This is a genomic window from Actinoplanes awajinensis subsp. mycoplanecinus (assembly GCF_001509495.1).
GTDB classification, from domain to species: domain Bacteria; phylum Actinomycetota; class Actinomycetes; order Mycobacteriales; family Micromonosporaceae; genus Actinoplanes; species Actinoplanes palleronii.
On the sequence record NZ_LLZH01000286.1, the window covers coordinates 17,274 to 32,845 of the forward strand.

The following is a 15,572-nucleotide window of genomic DNA, read 5'->3' on the forward strand; positions in this document are numbered from 1 at the left end:
TCGGAGGGCGCGCGAGGTCGACCGCGTGGGCGGTCGCCGTCGTCCAGCATACGCCAACCCGCCGGGCGCTCTTCTGCTGGCCTTTCGCAGGGTCGCGTCGTCCCTTATCAGAGGGCTGTGTCGGCTTTCGTCAGGGCGCCGGGGCCGCTGCTGCCGGGCCGGCCGCTCATCCCCGCCAGGCTCACGGCCAAGCCGGCCGCTCAGCCCTTGTCAGGCCACGGCCAGGCCGGCGGCGAGCAGCAGGAGCACGCCGGCCGGGAGGTAGATCAGCGGCGCGCGCAGCCAGACGTCCCGGGTCGCCGGGCCACTGCCGGCCGCCGCGTTGCCGGCCGAGAACAGGCCGAACCCGGTGAGCGCCAGGCCCAGCGCCAACAGCACGGCGGGCACGATGCCCCGAGCGGTGGCATCGGCGGCGAAAGTCACTGTCATCAGCAATCGCAACACCGGGACGAACAGGACGAGCACCGCGACCGCGACGATCACCGAGGAGAGCGGACGGCGGACCGACGCCTTGCCGGGCTGCGGTACCGGTTGCTGGATCGGCTGCGGGACCGGCTGCGGCGCCGGCGGCAGCGCGGGCGGCGGGATCGTCGGATACTCCGGGCCGCGGATCGGGATGCGACCTGATTCGTACGGGCCACGCGGCTCCGGACCGGCCGGACGCTGCTCGGGCAGCCGCACGGCGCCGGTGTCGTGCCGTCCCTCGCCGAGCGCGTGCGCGCCTGTCGACTCCGCCTCGGGGTATCCCGGCGGGCCGCTGTACCGGCTTCCGGAATACCAGCTCGGGCCGGACTCGTCGGCGTATCGATGCTCCACGAATTCGCACCGTAGGCGACCCGGGCCGCCGATGCCACCGGTGAGCACTTATCACACCTGATCGGTGACCGTACGGGAATCCACAGTCACGCTGTGTCCACAGGCGGGTCCACTCCGGGTGGCCGGCCCTGCCACCGTCCGGCCTCATGACGACACAGCGACAGGCGATCGGGGCGTACGGCGAACGACTCGCCGCCCGGCACCTGGAGAACCGCGGGCTTCGGGTGCTGGCCCGCAACTGGCGGTGCTCCGACGGCGAGGTCGACCTGATCCTGCGGGACGGCGACGACGTGGTGTTCTGCGAGGTCAAAACGCGGCGGACGGCGACGTTCGGGCCACCGGCCGCCGCTGTCGACCCGCGCAAGGTGCGCAAACTACGGCTGCTCGCCGTCCGCTGGCTGGACGAGTCCGGGACACACGCCCGGCAGATCCGGTTCGACGTGGTCGAGGTGCTCCCGCAGCGACGCGGCGCCAGCCGGGTCGTGCACATCCGGGCGGCGTTCTGATGAGCTACGCCCGCGTGCTCTGTGTCGGCCTGGTCGGCGTGGCCGGCCGCCTGGTCGAGGTGGAGGCCGATCTCTCCGTCGGCCTGCCCGCCGTGGTGCTGACCGGCCTGCCGGACACCGCGCTGCACGAGGCCCGCGACCGGGTCCGGGCCGCCGTGGTCAACAGCGGGCGGGAGTGGCCGAACCGCCGGATCACCGTCAACCTGCTGCCGGCCGCGCTGCCCAAGCAGGGCAGCAGCTTCGACCTGGCGATCGCGGCGGCGCTGCTGGCCGGTGCCGGCGATCTGCCGGCCACCCCGCTGGAGGGCGTGGTGCTGCTCGGCGAGCTCGGGCTCGACGGTGCGGTCCGCCCGGTCCGCGGCGTGCTCCCGATGGTGGCCGCCGCCGCGCAGGCCGGGATCACCCGGGTGATCGTCCCGCTGGCCAACGCCCGGGAGGCGACGGTGGTGCCCGGCGTCACGGTCCGCGCCGTCGACTCGCTGCGCCGGCTCGTCGACTTCGTCCACGGCGCCGGTCGCCTGCTCGACCCGCCGCCGGAGTCACCGCACGCGCCCCGCTCCGGCCCCGACCTCGCCGACGTCTCCGGCCAGCAGCTCGGCCGGTACGCCCTGGAGATCGCCGCCGCCGGCGGTCACCACCTGGCGCTGCTCGGCCCGCCGGGCGCGGGCAAGACGATGCTCGCCGAACGCCTGCCGTCGATCCTCCCCGAGCTCGGCGACGAGGCCGCACTCGAGGTGACCGCGCTGCAGTCGATCGCCGGCGTCCTCCCGCCGGACAGCGGCCTGATCCGGCGCCCGCCGTTCCAGGCGCCGCACCACAGCTCCAGCCTGGCCTCCTTGATCGGAGGAGGGAGCGGGCTGGCCCGGCCGGGTGCGCTCTCCCTGGCTCACCAGGGGGTCTTGTTTCTCGACGAGGCACCGGAGATAGGACGAGCCACCCTGCAGGCGCTGCGCCAGCCGCTGGAGAACGGCCGGGTGGTGCTCGGCCGTGCCCGCGGCACCACCGAGTACCCGGCCCGGGTCCAGCTGGTGCTGGCGGCGAACCCGTGCCCGTGCGCCTCGACCGCCGGCGACACGAGCTGCACCTGCAGCCCGCTGGTCCGGCGGCGCTACCTGGGCCGGCTGTCCGGCCCGCTGCTGGACCGGATCGACATCCGGATCGACCTGCTGCCGATGCGGGCCGCGCAGCTGATGGCCACGGCGGGCCCGGCCGAGTCGTCGGCCGTCGTCGCCGCCCGGGTGGCCCGGGCCCGGACGGCGGCCGCACAGCGGTGGGCGGCGGACGGGTGGCGGCTCAACGCCGAGGTGCCGGGTCCGCAGTTGCGGCGTCCGCCGTGGTTGCTGCCGGGCCAGGACACCGCCGTGCTCCGGGAGGCCCTGGACCGGGGAAGGCTGTCGGCGCGGGGCTTCGACCGCGTGATCCGGCTGGCCTGGACGATCGCAGACCTGGACGGCCGTGAGCGCCCGGGCCGCGACGACGTCGCCGAAGCCCTGCAACTACGAACCGGCCGAGCCGGCCCCACAGCCGGACCACCTCGCTCCACCGCTGCCGCCCCTGCCGCGGCCTCGCCGGTTCACGACCGCTCACCCCGACCCGCCACCGCCCCCGCCGCGGCCTCGCCGGTGCAAGACAGCTCACCCCGACCCGCCACCACCGCGGCCTCGCCGGATCAAGACAGCTCACCCCGACCCGCCACCACCGCAGCCTCGCCGGATCGGGACGGCTCGCCCCGGGCCGCCGCCGGGTCCGCCGAGGTCATCGTGCCTGCTGGCAGCGCGTCCGCGTCCGGTTCCGGTTCCGGTTCTCCGGACGGCTCCGCGGCCGCCGGATCGGCGGTGCCGCGATGAACGGGCCGGGCAGCGACGCCGACCGGGCCGCCCGGGTCGCCCTCACCTGGCTGGCCGAACCCGGCAACCGGGCGGTCTGGACGATGGTCCAGCGAGGCGGCGCGGAGGCCACCCTGGACCGCCTGATCGCCGGGGACATCCCGGACGGTCCACTGCGGTCCGCGGTAGCCGCCCGCTCCCGGGCCGACGACCCGCGCCGGGCGGCCGAGATCGCGCTACGGCTCGGCGACGAGGTCGGCGCCCGGCTGGTCGTCCCGGCCGACCCGGAGTGGCCGGCCCGGGTGAGCGCGCTGGCCACGCTGGAGACCGACACCGCCGGGCGGGTCAATCAGGACACCCGGCCGCCGCTCTGCTTCTGGGTCCTCGGGTCGCTGCCGCTCGGCGCGACGCTGGATCGATCGGTCGCGATCGTCGGGGCGAGGGCCGCTACCGGGTACGGCGTGCACGTGACCAGCACCCTGGCCTACGACCTGGCCGAACGGGGCTGGACGGTGGTATCCGGCGGGGCGTTCGGCATCGACGCGGCGGCACACCACGGTGCACTCGCCGCGGACGGACTGACCGTGTCGGTGCTGGCCTGCGGGGTGGACCGGCCGTACCCGGTGAGCAACGCGGCACTGTTCGCGCGGATCGCCGAGCGGGGGCTGCTGATCAGCGAGTGGCCGCCGGCCGCCGAGCCGTTCCGGCACCGGTTCCTGATCCGGAACCGGGTGATCGCGGCGGCCACCGCGGGCACCGTCGTGGTGGAGGCCGCAGCCCGCAGCGGCGCCACCCAGACGATGAGCCGGGTGCTGGCCCTGAACCGGCCCGCCATGGTGGTGCCCGGGCCGGTGACCTCGGCGATGTCGGTCGGCTGCCACGAGCTGTTGCGAGCCCACCCGGCCACCCGGCCGGTCTGTTCGGCCCACGACGTACTGCAGGAGGTCGGCCGGATCGGCGAATATCTGGAACCGCCGCCGCGCGGCCAGGAACGCGTCCGGGACCGCCTCGACGAGGAGTCCGCGCTGATCCTGGAGGCATTCCCCCGGCGCGGCCCGGCCACACCGGAGGAACTGGCGGCAACGGCAAGGCTCGATTTGCGTACGGTCCTACGCCGCCTGACCCTGCTGGAAGCCACCGGACTGGTCATCCGCACGGAGTCAGGAATAACGCTGGCCCCCCGAAAACCCTGACCCCCAGCCCCGCCCCGCGCAGCCCCACCCTCCCAAACTCCCCACACAAAGCCGCCTCAAGCATTGCGTGGGGACTTTGGGTGCGCATCGCGCCGAATCTCCACACGCAAGACCGCCTCAAGCGTTACGTGGGGAATTTAGGCGCGGAGCGCACCAAAACTCCACACACAAAGCCGCTCCAAGCGTTACGTGGGGACTTTGGGTGCGCATCGCGCCGAAACTCCACACGCAAGACCGCCTCAAGCGTTACGTGGGGAATTTGGGCGCGGAACGCACCGAAACTCCACACACAAAACCGCCTCAAGCGTTACGTGGGGACTTTGGGTGCGGAGCGCACCGTTACTTCACACGCGCGATAGGACTGACGCGCGGATGCCCCGGCTCGCTCGGATGCCGATGGCATTGGGTGCGTTCGGGGTGGCGGTGGGCAGCGCCGGGGCCGGGCCGGGCAACGGTGCCGCGTTGACGCTGCGGCACGGTGACCCGGTCCGGTCGGCACGCTTCCGCCGGACCGCTCGGCGCGGAGCCGGTCAGTCCTCGGATTCGTCCAGGTCACGGCGATGGACCTTCATCCATGCCTCGACGTCCTCGGTCAACCACACCTTGCCCTGCGCAAGGTCGGCGGCCGGCTTCGGAAAGTCCGCGCGGCTGGTGATCTGGTACGCCCGCTGGCGGCTCACTCCACCGAGGCGGATACGGATCTCGTGTGCGCCCATGAGGCGGATCGGCTTCACTCCCACATGATCGACCGTAGGCGCGGGACTATTAGGCATTCAGCAGGTTGTCAGGAGACATCTAGTCGTGAAGACAGTACTATCGCCGCATGTCCAGATGTCGCGCGACTACCTATCAGGTACCCGTTTCGCCAAGTCATCGTCGTGATTGGCGAACCCTGTGGCGCCGGTGCCGGTGCGGTTTACCGGCTCCCTGCGTCGATCGACTGGTTCCCCCGACGACGATGCCGTACCCGGCACGGGGTTCCCTCCCCTCCGGGGATCCGATGGCTGCACAACACGACAACCCCTCACCGGACCGGCAAAAGCCCCGTCTCCCCATCCCGCCCGACCATCGCGTCCCCCACCCGCGCGGTCGCGGCCGCCACGAAGCCGTCGACCCGCACGAGCCCCCGGCCGAATCACCCCACACCCCGGAGTGGCCGCAACCCGGAAGATCCACCACCCAGCCGGACTGGCCCGCCGCGACCGATCAACCCGCACCGCCCACTCCCGGCCAGCCGGCCCCGCCCATCCCCGCACCGCCCAGGCCAGCTGCTCCCGCACCGCCCAGGCCGCCCGTCCCCGCGCCACCGACTCCGCCGGTCCCAAGCCAGCGCGGACGGTCCGGTTCCGAGCAGCGGGTGCCGACCAGCCCCGAGTCACCTGCACCACCGATTCTGGAGCACCACCGACTGTCCGGTTCCGATCAGTCGGGAGAGACCATTCCCCCACCACCGGCTCCGAGACAGCACGGGCCGTCCGGCTATGAGCAGCCACGACCGACCGATCACGCACGACTGACACCACCGGCTCCCGCACCGAGACCACCGATTCCGGGACAGCGCGGACCTTCTGGCCATGAGCAGCTGGGGCCAGCTCATCACGCGGCGCCGGAGCCGCCCTTTCCCGGGCGACCGGAGCCGCCCGTTCCTGCGCCGCCGGGGTCTGGCTCAGGACGGGCCACGGTTCCGCGGCCGAGGAATCCGGACGACAACGTGGGGCGAGCCGGGAATCTGACGCCCGGGCAGCAGCTGCGGGCGGCCGGCAACGAACCGTTCACGCATCACGCGCATCGGCGCCGCGACCACCACTGAGACCGGATCGAACGGCGCGCCGCCGATGCCGGTGGCGCCCGGCTCGCGGGTGACCACCACGCCTTGAAAGGAAACGAGCTGTTGGGGAACACCGTCGCGCAGCGGGCCCGCCGGGCCGGGCCCGGGCGTGACGGCCCTGGTCGGATTTCGGGGGCACCGTTGACCACCACACAAGAGACCGAACACCTGCACGACCGGCCGGACTGGACCTGCCGCGTCTGCGGCACACCCTGGCCGTGCTCCACGGCCCGCGCCACGCTGATGCACGAATACCGCGCCTTCCCATCGTTGCTGCGGATCTACCTGTCCGCGCAGATGTACGAGGCCCTCGACGACTTGACCATCGAGGGCAAGACACCGCCGATGAACCTGTACGAGCGGTTCCTCTCCTGGGTCCAAACCCACCCACCGTCCCCATGAAAAGAACAGCGGCGTAGGCGGTCAGGGCCACAGCAAGAGGCAGCCGGAGCGCGAGGGGCCGAGGGGAGTGGGCCTGGGGCGCATGTGTGGGGAACGGGCGACGGCCGCGCCCAGCAGTCTTTCGACCGGCCTGGCAAAGCCGCCGCCCGCCCTGTCGCCCGGTCCGGCGGGGCCTTCTCGGGGCGACGGGTTTATTGTAGTTAGATTGGCCTGTAGGTACAACGTGACGGCACATTGTGGTTGCGTAAAATAGTTGCCATGATCGATCACTCGGCGGACCGTGCGGTCTTCCGGCAGCTTGCTGATTTGCTGCGGAACAGCATCGCCTCCGGTGAGCTGGGGCCGGGTGAGCCGCTGCCCAGTGAGCTGCGGTTGGCTCAGGATTATGGGATCAGCCGCACCACGGTGCGGCAGGCGATCGGGCAACTGCGGACCGAAGGTCTGGTCACGGTGGATCGGCCACGAGGGACTTTCGTACGGGTGCCGGAGGCGGTGCAGACCGTGACACTGGGCCGGGGCGAGCGGGTCGGCGCCCGGATGCCGACTGACGCCGAGCGACGCAAGCACCGGCTCGCCGAGGGTGTGCCGGTGCTGGTGGTGACCGCGGCGGACGGTGCCGAGACGGTGCACCCCGCAGACCGCGTGCAGCTCGCCCGCCCCTGACCCGCGACCGTCGCGGGCCGGGCGGGCCGGCTCCGGAAGCGACTTCGAGCGGCGCGCCATGGGTCCACGCTAGGGGCGGGGTACGACAGGAATCGCGGCACACTGGACGCCGTGGATGTCTATCGGCGGCGGCCGCAGCGGCGCAAGAGTGTGCGGGAGCAGCACGAGGCGCTTCCGCCCGGGCTGCGCGAGGCGGTGGACCGGTTCGGACATCACCTGGCCGTGGTGGAGGGGCGTTCCGAGCACACCGTCCGCGCCTATCTCGGTGACGTCGTCTCGCTCCTGACGCACGCCGCTGACCAGGGCGTTCCGTCCGTCGACGAGCTCGACATCGCGGTGCTGCGCGGGTGGCTCGCGGCGCGGCTCGAGGAGGGCTCCGCGCGGACGTCGCAGGCTCGCCGGGCCGCAGCGGTCCGCACCTTCACCGGATGGGCGCACCGGGTCGGCCTCTCCCCCGGCGATCCGGGCGCCGGGCTGGCCAGCCCGCGCGGCCACCGCGACCTCCCGCACGTGCTGCGCGCCGACCAGGCCGCCGCCCTGGTCACCGCCCCCGGTTCCGGCCGGGCCGCCACCACGGGCCGAAAGCCGGCCGCACCCAGCGGATCGTCAGCCGCCGAAAAAGACAAAACCGGAAGCGACCGGGCCGGAAAAATCCCCGCCAGAGCAGGCAACACCGGAGCAAGCGAGGCCGGGGACGGCGGAGCTGATGGGGACGCCGCTGTGCTCCGGGACCGGGCTGTTCTGGAGATGCTCTATGCCACCGGTATTCGGGTCAGCGAGCTCTGTGGCCTCGACCAGGCCGATGTCGACCACGGTCGCCAGGTGGTCCGGGTCTTCGGCAAGGGCGGCAAGGAGCGTGCCGTCCCCTACGGTCACCCGGCCCGCGACGCCCTCGCCGCCTGGCTCACCCTCGGCCGACCAGCGATAGCCAGCGGGCAACTGATGACCGGCGGGCAGGCAATGTCCAGCGGGCAAGCAATCACCGGCGGACAGGCAATGACCGGCGGGCAAGCGATCACCGGCGGGCAGGCCATGTCGCACCAGCAAGGGATGAGCGGTGGCCGGAGGACGAGAGGGAAGAAGGGCAAGGGGGACGGTGACGCGCTGTTCCTCGGGTTCAAGGGTGGGCGGCTGCAACCCACCGTCGTGCGCCGGATCGTCGCCGCCGCGGCGCGAGCGGCCGGGCTGCCGCACACCAAGCCGCACGATCTGCGGCACTCCGCCGCCACCCACCTGCTGGACGGCGGCGCCGACCTGCGGGCCGTCCAGGAGCTGCTCGGCCACAGTTCGCTGGCGAGCACCCAGATCTACACCCAGGTCTCCACCGAGCGGCTCCGGGCCGCGTTCGAACAGGCCCATCCACGAGCCTGAGCAGGGCCTGCGCCGGAAGCGGGCCGAGTCCGGGACGAGGTCAGGCGCCGGGCACGTACGATCCTGACCATGAGCGCCGCAGCCCCGCCCCGCCCGATTCCCGGCGCCCGGCTCCTGTTCTCGCTGGACCCGGCGGTGTCCTATCTCAACCACGGGTCGTTCGGCGCGGTGCCGATCAGCGTGCAGCGCGCCCAGCAGCGGCTACGCGACGAGACCGAGGCGAACCCGATGCGGTTCTTCGGCGACGGGCTGCTGGATCGGATCGTCCACACCCGACGGCACCTGGCCGAGTTCCTCGGCGCCGACCCGGAGGGCTCCGCGCTGACCGGGAACACCACCTCGGTGGTCAGCCTGGTGCTGCAGTCGGCCGGGCTGGGCCGGTCCGACGAGGTGCTGCTGACCGATCACGCCTACGGCGCGGTCGCGATGGCGGTACGCCGGGAGTGCCGCCGCACCGGAGCCACCGCGCGGACGGTCGCGCTGCCACTGGGCGCACCGAGCGCGGAGGTCGTCGCCCGGGTCCGGGCAGCGCTGCGGCCCGGGCGTACCCGGCTGCTGATCGTCGACCAGCTGACGTCGGCCACCGCCACCCTGTTCCCGGTGGATCAGATCACCGCCGCGGCCCGTGACCTGGACATCCCGGTGATGGTGGACGCCGCGCACGTGCCCGGGATGCTGCCGGTGGACGTGTCCGCGATCGGTGCCGACTTCTGGGTGGGCAACCTGCACAAGTGGGCGTGGGCGCCCCGCGGCACATCGGTGCTGGCGGTGTCCCCCGAGTGGCGGCGGCGGATCGAGCCGCTGATCGTGTCCTGGGAGCAGGATCAGGGCTTCCCGCTGTCGGTCGAGTTCCAGGGGACGCTCGACTACACGGCCTGGCTGGCCGCCCCGGCCGGCGTCTACGCCATGCGCACGATCGGGCTCGACGCGATCCGGGAGCACAACGCGGCGCTGGTGTCGTACGGACAAAGGGTTGTCGGCGAAGCCCTCGGTCTGGGACCGGCGGACCTCCCGCAGCCCGGCGGACCCGGGGTTTCGATGCGGATCGTCCCGTTGCCGGCCGGCCTGGCCACCACCTACCCCGAGGCACACGCGCTGCGCCAGCACATCGCCGACAAGCTGGGCGTGGAGACCGCGGTGAACGCGTGGGGCGGGCGCGGCCTGCTCCGGCTGAGCGCGCAGATCTACAACCGCCCCGAGGAGTACGACCGGCTGGCCGAGCGGCTACCCGCGCTGCTCAACGGTTGGCAACACGGGTAGCAGGCGGACCCGGCCGAGGCCGAGCAGGACGAGCGGGTCGAGATAACCCTCGCCGGTGCGCACGCCCCAGTGCAGGCAGGCCCGCACCGGGCAACCCGGGTGGCCCGCGTCGAGCGTGCCCAGCGGATCACCGGCGGCCAGCACGTCACCGGGCGCGACGGCGGGTGTAACCGGCTCGTAGGTGAGCCGCAACCCGCCCACGTGCGCCACGCTGACCACCCCGCGCCCGGCGAGCACCCGCGCGTGGACCACGATGCCGGCGCCGGCGGACCGGACCACCGATCCGGCCGGCGCGGCCAGGTCGACCCCGCGGTGCCCGGCCAGCCACGGCTGCGGCGGGGCCTCGAACCGCCGCACCACCGCGGGCGGAGTCACCGGCCACGACCAGGGGACCGGGCTGACGCCCAGAAAAAATGCCCAGAAGAAGTACATGCGGGCGAGTCTGGCCAGCCGTCAGCCGGCCGGCGACCCGACCTGTGGACAACCGCCTCCTGTGCAGAAGGCGGGTTATCCGCCGAAGCCACCGTCCTCCGGCAACGAGATGTCCGGCTTCTCCAGCTCCTCGACGTTCACGTCCTTGAACGTCATCACCCGCACGTTCTTGACGAACCGGGCCGGACGGTACATGTCCCAGACCCAGGCGTCGTGCATCTCGACCTCGAAATACACCTCGCCGTCGGAGTTACGCACGTGCAGGTCCACCTGGTTGGCCAGGTAGAACCGACGCTCGGTCTCCACCACGTAGGAGAACTGGCGGACGATGTCGCGGTACTCCCGGTAGAGCTGCAGCTCCATCTCGGTCTCGTACTTCTCGAGATCCTCTGCGCTCATCGTGTCTCGCCCTCCATGGCCTCATCTTCCCCCACCGACGGCGACGGCTGAGGCTGCTCGCCCGACGCCACGCCGACGGTACCCTCAGCCGCCATCGGAAGCAGCAGCGGCTCGGTAACGGATGCATCGAACAACGACGGGATCGGCTCCGCCGTGGTATTAGCCGGGCGGCGGGCTCGGGGCGGCACATTGCCCCGGCCCGAGGCCGCGGCCACGTTCACGTACGAGAACCGGTGCTCGGCACAGGGACCGTGCCTGAGCAGCGCGGAACTGTGCTCGTCCGTTATATAACCTTTGTGTACGGCAAAGCCGTACTCCGGGAACTTGTCGTGAAGTTCCACCATCAGCCGGTCCCGGGTGACCTTGGCCAGCACGCTGGCCGCCGCGACACACGCCGCCACCCGGTCGCCCTTCCACACCGCCAGCCCGGGCACACCAAGGCCGTCGACCGGGAAGCCGTCGGTCAGCACGTAGTCCGGCCGGACGGTCAGCAGGGCGAGCGAGCGCCGCATCGCCGCCAGGTTGCAGACGTGCAGGCCCCGGGCGTCCACCTCGGTGGGCGGGATGATCATCACGGACCAGGCCAGGGCCCGGTCGACCACCTCGGCGTAGACCCGTTCCCGGGCCGCCGCGGTGAGCAGCTTGGAATCGGCCAGCCCCGGCACCTCGCCGCGCTTGCCGGCCGGCAGGATCGCCGCGGCCGCGACCAGCGGGCCCGCGCAGGCGCCCCGACCGGCCTCGTCGGCGCCGGCCACGTGCTCGAAGCCGCGCCGCTGCAACGCCTGCTCCAGGGCGTAGAGACCGGCCTCCCGGCGCACCACGGTGCGCGGCGGGGACAGCATCAGGGCTCCTGGGACCGCAGCAGGGCGGCCAGGTCGGCGGGGTAGATCAGCTCGTCGCTGGCCTCGATCTCGGCCGCCGACCACCAGCGGTGCTCGGTGATGGTGAGCTGCTCCTCGGCGTCCATCCCGGCCGTGTCGACCTGCCAGTCGGCGACCCGGAACAGGAAGAAGTCCTGGGTCTGCACATACGCCCGGCCGTTGTAGGAGAACTCGGCCTGCTCGTGCCGGATCGACGCGCTCAGCTCGGCCGGATCGACCCGGAGCCCGGTCTCCTCGAACAGCTCGCGGGCGGCCGCCTGGGTCGGGCTCTCGCCGGCCTCCAGCCCGCCGCCCGGAGTGAACCACCAGTGCATGCCGGGCCGGGCCGGATCGCCGCCGTGCAGCAGCAGGGCACGCCCGGCCAGATCGACCAGGAGCACCCGTCCGGCGCGGCGGGACACCACGGGCTGGTTCGACTCGGTCACCGGACCAGCCTAAGCGCCCGAGGTGGATCTTCCGAACCGCCCTCGGGCGCCGCGGTCATTTGGACGCGGAGTCCGGAATGTCGTCGTACGAGTCCGGCACGGTCAGCCAGGTCGCCCGGCCCACCGGCCAGAAGATGGTGAAGGCCCGGCCGACCACCGAGTCGATGGTGACGGTCGAGTCCAGCATCTTGCCCGCCTCGTCGGCCGCCGTGCTCGTCTCGTAGTGCTCGAGCGAGTCGCCCGACTCGGCGCGGTGGTCACCCATCACCCAGAGCCGGCCGGCCGGAACGACGATCTTGAACTTCTCGTCCGCGACCTCGTTCCGCTTGCCGTCCGCGTCGGTGTAGATGTACGGCTCGTCGAGCGGCTTGCCGTTGACGATCAGACGGTTCTGGTCGTCGCAGCACTCCACGGTGTCACCAGGGGTGCCGATGACCCGCTTGATGAAGTCTTCGCCCTCGGCGCCGGCCTGCCACTCCGTCGGCGCCTTAAAGACGATGATCTCGCCGCGCTTGGGGTCACGGAAGTCGTAGACGAGCTTGTTGACGAGCACCCGGTCCCAGACGTTCAGGGTGTGTTCCATCGAGGGGGACGGAATGTAGAACGTCTGCAGCACGAACGCGCGGACCAGGACAGCGACCAGGATCGCCACGCCCAGCAGGATGGGCAGCTCGCGCCAGAACGATCCGCTGCGCTTTTCGGTGTGCTCGTCAATCACGCTCGGAGCCTACGTCGTCGAGTCACGAACGACATGCCGGAACGCGCGGACAACGCCGCACTCAGCAGCAACGGGAACAGGCCCATGGCCACCTGCGGATCACGCCGGGGCTCCGGCGGGGCCGGACCGATCGCCGCCGTCGGATGGTCCTGGGCGAACTGTTTCCAGACGTCCGGCACGTCGAGACTCTTGAATCGGTCGCTCGGCCAGACGATCACGAAGGCCCGGCCGATGATGTTCTCGATCGGCACCGGACCCTGGCATCGCGCGTCCTGGGAGACCGCCCGGTGGTCACCCATCACGAACATCTGCCCGGCCGGGATGGTGATCTCGGCGAATCTCCGGCTGGTGCACTGCCCCGCGATCGGCGGCTGGCTCAGGTCGGAGTTGAAGCCCTCGGCGATGTACGACTCGTCGATGGCCACACCGTTCACGGTGATCCGGCCCTGTGCGTCGCAGCAGGCGACCTTGTCACCCGGAAGGCCGATCACCCGTTTGATGAAGTCCCGCTCACCGGGACGGCTCACCCCGACCAGGTCGCCGATCGTGCGACCGAGTTTGGACATGAACGCGTCGCTCACCGGCTCGCTGACCTCGGGCGCCCAGTTGTCGGTGCCGCGGAACACCACGATCTCGCCGCGCAGCGGGTCGCGCATGTCGTAGACGACCTTGTTGACCAGCACCCGGTCCTTGAGCTCCAGGGTCTTCTGCATCGACCCACTGGGGATGTAGAAGGCCTGGACCAGGAACGTCCGGATGAGTACGGCCAGGCAGAACGCCACCACGAGCAACAGCGGCAGCTCCTGCCAGAGGGGCATCTCCTTGCGCCGCATAATCGAACGCCGTCGAGGCGGTCGATAGCCTTCCATCGGATCCACGCTTCGCATCTCCTGACGCCTACCGGCCGATCCGCCCCCGGATACAGCACTACCGCCCGAGTTTCCCGGCTAGGGGAAGTTACGAGCGGTAGGACTGGAATGGTTCATCATCCGGCACAGGCGCCAGCTTAGTGCGCTCGCGCCTGCGACTGCCGGAGCGGAAGATCAGACCGTCTGCTTCTCCCGCAGCTCCTTGATCTTGGCCTTCTTGCCACGGAGCTCACGCAGGTAGTAGAGCTTGGCGCGGCGGACGTCACCACGGGTGACGACCTCGAGCTTGTCGATCACCGGGCTGTTGATCGGGTAGGTCCGCTCGACGCCGACGCCGAAGCTGATCTTCCGGATCTTGAAGGTCTCGCGCAGACCGGCGCCCTGACGACCGATGACCACGCCCTGGAAGACCTGGACACGGGAACGGTTACCCTCGACGACCCGGGCGAACACCTTGAGGGTGTCGCCGGCGCGGAAGTCCGGAAGGTCGGTGCGCTGCGACTGGGCGTCGAGTTCATCCAGCGTGTTCATCGCTGCATCCTTGAATAACTAGAGCGCATCGGAACTCGATGCGCGGGGTGACTCTGATCCCCCACCGATCCGAGGGATCCTCGTCGTCCCGCACGGTGTGCGAGAAAACGGCAACCTCCCTACTTTGCCACACCGGGTGGCGGGAGCTCCAATCCGGCCTCGGCCAGAGCCTTGCGGTCCTGCTTGTCGAGGTGCTCCGGCGGATAGGCCGCGAACAGGTCCGGCCGCCGGGCCGCGGTCCGCAACAGGCTTTCGGTACGGCGCCAGCGGGCGATCCGGCCGTGGTCACCGGAGCGCAGTACGTCAGGCACCTCGCGGTCGCGCCACGCGGCGGGCTTGGTGTAGACCGGGGCCTCCAGCAGGCCGGCCGCGTGCGACTCCTCGGTCAGCGAGTCGGCGTTGCCGAGCACACCGGGCAGTAGCCGGGTGATCGCCTCCATGATGACGATGACCGCGACCTCGCCACCGAACAGCACGTAGTCGCCGAGCGAGACCTCGCGCACCGGCATCCGGTCCGCGGCGTCGTCGATCACCCGCTGGTCGATGCCCTCGTACCGCCCGCACGCGAAGACCAGGTGGTCCAGGGCGGCCAGTTCGTACGCGTCGGCCTGGGTGAACGGCTTGCCGACCGGGGACGGGACGACGAGCGTCGCGCCCGGGCCGGCCACCGCCTCGAGGGCCTGACCCCACGGCTCCGGGCGCATCACCATGCCCGGGCCCCCGCCGTACGGACTGTCGTCCACCGTCCGGTGCACGTCGTGGGTCCACGTGCGCAGGTCGTGCACGGCGAGGTCAAGCGTCCCGGTGGTACGCGCCTTGCCGACCAGTGAGAGGCCGAGCGGGGCGAAGTAGTCCGGAAAGATCGAGATGATGTCGACCTTCACAGATCCAGCAGGCCTTCCGGTAGGTCGACGACGATCCGGCCGCCGGCGATGTCCACGGTCGGGACCATCGCGGTGACGAACGGGATCAGGGCCGTGCCGCCGCCGGCCTTCTTCAGCACGATCAGATCGGACGACGGAGCGTGGTCGATCCGGTCCACCGTGCCGAGTTCGGTACCGTCCGCCGACACCACGCGCAGACCGACCAACTGGTGGTCGTGGAACTCGTCCGGGTCGGCCGGCGCGGCCATCCCGGCGCTGTCCACCTTCAGGTACACCCCGCGCATCGCCTCGGCGACGTTGCGGTCGGGGATGCCCTCGAACACCGCGATACCGCGGCCCTGATGCCAGCGGATCGACTCGAGAGTGAGTTGCTGGGGAACTTCGAACGGAACGCCGAGAGCGGCAGCGCCCGCCGGGCCGGTGCTCACCCGGCGGTCCCGGGGGACCTCCGTGATGAACACCGAACCGGCGGTGAAGCGTGCCTCGGGTTCGTCGGTCCGCACGACCACCGAGACTTCGCCCCGGATGCCGTGCGGTTTACCGATCTGGCCGACGACGAGGAGCATCG

Annotated in this window: 18 protein-coding genes and 1 pseudogene; 7 read left to right on the forward strand and 12 right to left on the reverse strand. The window is 71.4% G+C overall.

What is annotated here, in order from left to right; genetic code table 11:
- Positions 1 to 210: 210 nt before the first annotated feature.
- Positions 211 to 816, reverse strand: coding sequence for a hypothetical protein (locus ADL15_RS31215; protein WP_157441715.1), 606 nt, complete (start codon positions 814 to 816; stop codon positions 211 to 213).
- Positions 817 to 962: 146 nt separating this feature from the next.
- Here ADL15_RS31215 and ADL15_RS31220 point away from each other — a divergent pair, with 146 nt between their 5' ends.
- The 3 genes and pseudogenes from ADL15_RS31220 to dprA all read left to right on the forward strand — a co-directional run bounded on the left by ADL15_RS31220 (position 963) and on the right by dprA (position 4,341).
- A complete protein-coding gene (locus ADL15_RS31220) occupies positions 963 to 1,322 on the forward strand; it encodes a YraN family protein (protein WP_067698658.1) in 360 nt (119 codons plus the stop codon).
- Positions 1,322 to 2,836, forward strand: a pseudogene (locus ADL15_RS31225) (YifB family Mg chelatase-like AAA ATPase); the annotation flags it as partial. The gene ADL15_RS31220 and the pseudogene ADL15_RS31225, both read left to right, overlap by 1 nt.
- Before the next feature lie 329 nt (positions 2,837 to 3,165).
- A complete protein-coding gene (gene dprA, locus ADL15_RS31230; RefSeq protein WP_067698660.1) occupies positions 3,166 to 4,341 on the forward strand; it encodes a DNA-processing protein DprA in 1,176 nt (391 codons plus the stop codon).
- A 530-nt stretch (positions 4,342 to 4,871) separates the two neighbouring features.
- Here dprA and ADL15_RS31235 read toward each other — a convergent pair.
- A complete protein-coding gene (locus ADL15_RS31235) occupies positions 4,872 to 5,057 on the reverse strand; it encodes a regulator (RefSeq protein WP_067698744.1) in 186 nt (61 codons plus the stop codon).
- Between the two features lie 950 nt (positions 5,058 to 6,007).
- Positions 6,008 to 6,211 (reverse strand): hypothetical protein, encoded by a 204-nt coding sequence (locus ADL15_RS31240; RefSeq protein ID WP_067698662.1) that lies wholly within the window; start codon positions 6,209 to 6,211, stop codon positions 6,008 to 6,010.
- A 99-nt stretch (positions 6,212 to 6,310) separates the two neighbouring features.
- On the opposite strand from ADL15_RS31240, the gene ADL15_RS31245 reads away from it, so the two are divergent.
- The 4 genes from ADL15_RS31245 (at position 6,311) to ADL15_RS31260 (ending at position 9,865) form a co-directional block, all read left to right on the forward strand.
- Positions 6,311 to 6,571, forward strand: coding sequence for a hypothetical protein (locus ADL15_RS31245; RefSeq protein ID WP_198171094.1), 261 nt, complete (start codon positions 6,311 to 6,313; stop codon positions 6,569 to 6,571).
- A gap of 258 nt (positions 6,572 to 6,829) precedes the next feature.
- Entirely contained in the window at positions 6,830 to 7,234 is a 405-nt protein-coding gene (locus ADL15_RS31250) for a winged helix-turn-helix domain-containing protein (RefSeq protein ID WP_067698664.1), read from the forward strand.
- Positions 7,235 to 7,345: 111 nt separating this feature from the next.
- Entirely contained in the window at positions 7,346 to 8,605 is a 1,260-nt protein-coding gene (locus tag ADL15_RS31255; RefSeq protein ID WP_232344559.1) for a tyrosine recombinase XerC, read from the forward strand.
- A gap of 69 nt (positions 8,606 to 8,674) precedes the next feature.
- A complete protein-coding gene (locus tag ADL15_RS31260; protein ID WP_067698668.1) occupies positions 8,675 to 9,865 on the forward strand; it encodes an aminotransferase class V-fold PLP-dependent enzyme in 1,191 nt (396 codons plus the stop codon).
- On the opposite strand, the gene ADL15_RS31265 is transcribed toward ADL15_RS31260, so the two are convergent.
- The 9 genes from ADL15_RS31265 to rimM all read right to left on the reverse strand — a co-directional run bounded on the left by ADL15_RS31265 (position 9,830) and on the right by rimM (position 15,570).
- Positions 9,830 to 10,297, reverse strand: coding sequence for a murein hydrolase activator EnvC family protein (locus ADL15_RS31265; RefSeq protein ID WP_067698671.1), 468 nt, complete (start codon positions 10,295 to 10,297; stop codon positions 9,830 to 9,832). The two genes, ADL15_RS31260 and ADL15_RS31265, sit on opposite strands and share 36 nt — an antisense overlap.
- A 75-nt stretch (positions 10,298 to 10,372) precedes the next feature.
- Entirely contained in the window at positions 10,373 to 10,696 is a 324-nt protein-coding gene (locus ADL15_RS31270; RefSeq protein ID WP_067698673.1) for a DUF2469 domain-containing protein, read from the reverse strand.
- Positions 10,693 to 11,538 carry a ribonuclease HII gene (locus tag ADL15_RS31275; RefSeq protein WP_067698674.1) on the reverse strand — a complete coding sequence of 282 codons (846 nt, stop codon included), beginning with the start codon at positions 11,536 to 11,538 and terminating at the stop codon, positions 10,693 to 10,695. The genes ADL15_RS31270 and ADL15_RS31275 overlap by 4 nt, the downstream gene beginning before the upstream one ends.
- Positions 11,538 to 12,002: an NUDIX hydrolase gene (locus ADL15_RS31280; protein ID WP_232344561.1), complete on the reverse strand. Its 465-nt coding sequence runs from the start codon at positions 12,000 to 12,002 to the stop codon at positions 11,538 to 11,540. Before ADL15_RS31280 ends, ADL15_RS31275 begins: the two co-directional genes overlap by 1 nt.
- 55 nt (positions 12,003 to 12,057) lie before the next feature.
- Positions 12,058 to 12,720 carry a signal peptidase I gene (lepB, locus tag ADL15_RS31285; RefSeq protein WP_067698676.1) on the reverse strand — a complete coding sequence of 221 codons (663 nt, stop codon included), beginning with the start codon at positions 12,718 to 12,720 and terminating at the stop codon, positions 12,058 to 12,060.
- On the reverse strand, positions 12,717 to 13,607 hold the full coding sequence (lepB, locus tag ADL15_RS31290) for a signal peptidase I (RefSeq protein ID WP_067698678.1): 891 nt from the start codon (positions 13,605 to 13,607) through the stop codon (positions 12,717 to 12,719). The genes lepB (ADL15_RS31285) and lepB (ADL15_RS31290) overlap by 4 nt, the downstream gene beginning before the upstream one ends.
- Before the next feature lie 156 nt (positions 13,608 to 13,763).
- Positions 13,764 to 14,120, reverse strand: a complete 357-nt coding sequence (gene rplS, locus ADL15_RS31295; RefSeq protein WP_067698680.1) for a 50S ribosomal protein L19 — start codon at positions 14,118 to 14,120, stop codon at positions 13,764 to 13,766.
- Positions 14,121 to 14,239: 119 nt separating this feature from the next.
- Positions 14,240 to 15,004 (reverse strand): tRNA (guanosine(37)-N1)-methyltransferase TrmD, encoded by a 765-nt coding sequence (gene trmD, locus ADL15_RS31300; RefSeq protein WP_067698683.1) that lies wholly within the window; start codon positions 15,002 to 15,004, stop codon positions 14,240 to 14,242.
- Entirely contained in the window at positions 15,001 to 15,570 is a 570-nt protein-coding gene (gene rimM / locus ADL15_RS31305) for a ribosome maturation factor RimM (RefSeq protein WP_067698685.1), read from the reverse strand. The genes trmD and rimM overlap by 4 nt, the downstream gene beginning before the upstream one ends.
- Positions 15,571 to 15,572: the final 2 nt, after the last annotated feature.

Bases quoted from the DNA above. Each gene is read 5' to 3' on its own strand.
- ADL15_RS31220 (WP_067698658.1), top strand. From the start codon at position 963: ATGACGACACAGCGACAGGCGATCGGGGCGTACGGCGAACGACTCGCC.
- dprA (WP_067698660.1), top strand. From the start codon at position 3,166: ATGAACGGGCCGGGCAGCGACGCCGACCGGGCCGCCCGGGTCGCCCTC.
- ADL15_RS31235 (WP_067698744.1), bottom strand. From the start codon at position 5,057: ATGGGCGCACACGAGATCCGTATCCGCCTCGGTGGAGTGAGCCGCCAG.
- ADL15_RS31250 (WP_067698664.1), top strand. From the start codon at position 6,830: ATGATCGATCACTCGGCGGACCGTGCGGTCTTCCGGCAGCTTGCTGAT.
- ADL15_RS31260 (WP_067698668.1), top strand. From the start codon at position 8,675: ATGAGCGCCGCAGCCCCGCCCCGCCCGATTCCCGGCGCCCGGCTCCTG.
- ADL15_RS31265 (WP_067698671.1), bottom strand. From the start codon at position 10,297: ATGTACTTCTTCTGGGCATTTTTTCTGGGCGTCAGCCCGGTCCCCTGG.
- ADL15_RS31270 (WP_067698673.1), bottom strand. From the start codon at position 10,696: ATGAGCGCAGAGGATCTCGAGAAGTACGAGACCGAGATGGAGCTGCAG.
- ADL15_RS31275 (WP_067698674.1), bottom strand. From the start codon at position 11,538: ATGCTGTCCCCGCCGCGCACCGTGGTGCGCCGGGAGGCCGGTCTCTAC.
- lepB (WP_067698678.1), bottom strand. From the start codon at position 13,607: ATGCGAAGCGTGGATCCGATGGAAGGCTATCGACCGCCTCGACGGCGT.
- rplS (WP_067698680.1), bottom strand. From the start codon at position 14,120: ATGAACACGCTGGATGAACTCGACGCCCAGTCGCAGCGCACCGACCTT.
- rimM (WP_067698685.1), bottom strand. From the start codon at position 15,570: ATGCTCCTCGTCGTCGGCCAGATCGGTAAACCGCACGGCATCCGGGGC.